This is a genomic window from Mycobacterium simulans (genome assembly GCF_900232995.1).
GTDB classification, from domain to species: Bacteria; Actinomycetota; Actinomycetes; order Mycobacteriales; family Mycobacteriaceae; genus Mycobacterium; species Mycobacterium simulans.
The window spans coordinates 1-1,143 of sequence record NZ_OCVX01000080.1; the positions used below are offsets into that span (position 1 = coordinate 1).

Below are 1,143 nucleotides of genomic sequence, written 5' to 3' on the forward strand. Positions count from 1 at the left end.
GGGGGTAGGTGGGCAATCCGACGGTATGGGCGTCTGGATAGAGGGTTGTCCAGGAGGGGCTGTGGCCGTGGGTGTGTAGGCGGGCCAGGGTGGCGGCGACGGTGTAGAGGTCGGGGTGGTCGCGGTGCAAGGTGGTGATGACCGTTGATTGGGTGTGTTCTGCATGGTGGGCCAGGGTGTCGGTTAGTGCCGGGGCCAGAACGGGGTGTGGGGACAGTTCCACAAAGGTGCGTTCGCCTTGGGCCAGCAATTCCGTGATGCTGTGATGGAATTCGACCGGCTCGCGCAGATTGCGGTACCAGTAGTCGGCGTTCATGGTGGTGGTGTCCAACGGGTGGCTGGACAGTGCCCTTTGCACCGTGGAGTACAGCGGGATCCGGGACGCTTGGGGGGTGAGTCCCGCGAGTTCGCGGAGTAGCTGTTGGCGTAGCTCTTCGACCTGGGGTGAGTGTGACGCGTAGTCGACTGCAATAGGTCGGATGTGGATGCCGTCGCGTTGGCAGACGGTGGTGAACTGCACCATCGCAGTGGTGTCGCCGCTGATGATGGTGTGGGTGGGACCGTTGGTGGCCGCGATGTGGAGTCTTGTCTCCCACTGTTCTAGTCGGGGTTCCAGTTGTTCGCGGTGCAGCAGAACCGAGGCCATGGTTCCGGTACGGGGCAAACGCGTCAGGGCTGTGCTGCGTAATGCGACGATTTTGGCGGCTTGGTCCAGGGGCAGTGCGCCGGCGACGTAGGCTGCGGCGATTTCTCCTTGGGAGTGACCGACTACCGCGTCGGGGGTGATGCCGTGGGCACGCAGCAGCTCGGCCAGCGAGACCATGATGGCGAATAAGACGGGCTGGACCACATCGACGCGGTCAAGGGGAGGCGCGGAGGGATGTTGATTGAGGACATCGCGCACTGACCAGCCGGTCCATTGGCGCAGAGCGCGGTCGCACTCGTCGAGGGCGTCGGCGAAGCGGCGGTGGTGGGTGTAGAGCTGGGTGGCCATGGCGGGGTATTGGGCGCCTTGGCCGGGGAAGACGAAGACCGTCTTGCTGGGTTGATGGGCTCGGTAGTGGTGGTAGGCCACGCCGGGATGGGGTTGGTCGGTGGCCACGGCGTGCAGGGCGTCCAGCAGCTCCTCGCGGGGGTCAGTGG

Annotated in this window: 1 protein-coding gene; it reads right to left on the bottom strand. The window is 64.8% G+C overall.

Annotated features, from left to right (window positions below; genetic code table 11):
• The coding region (locus MSIMFI_RS27300) for an acyltransferase domain-containing protein (RefSeq protein WP_191500040.1) at positions 1-1,143 on the bottom strand (1,143 nt) is incomplete at both ends.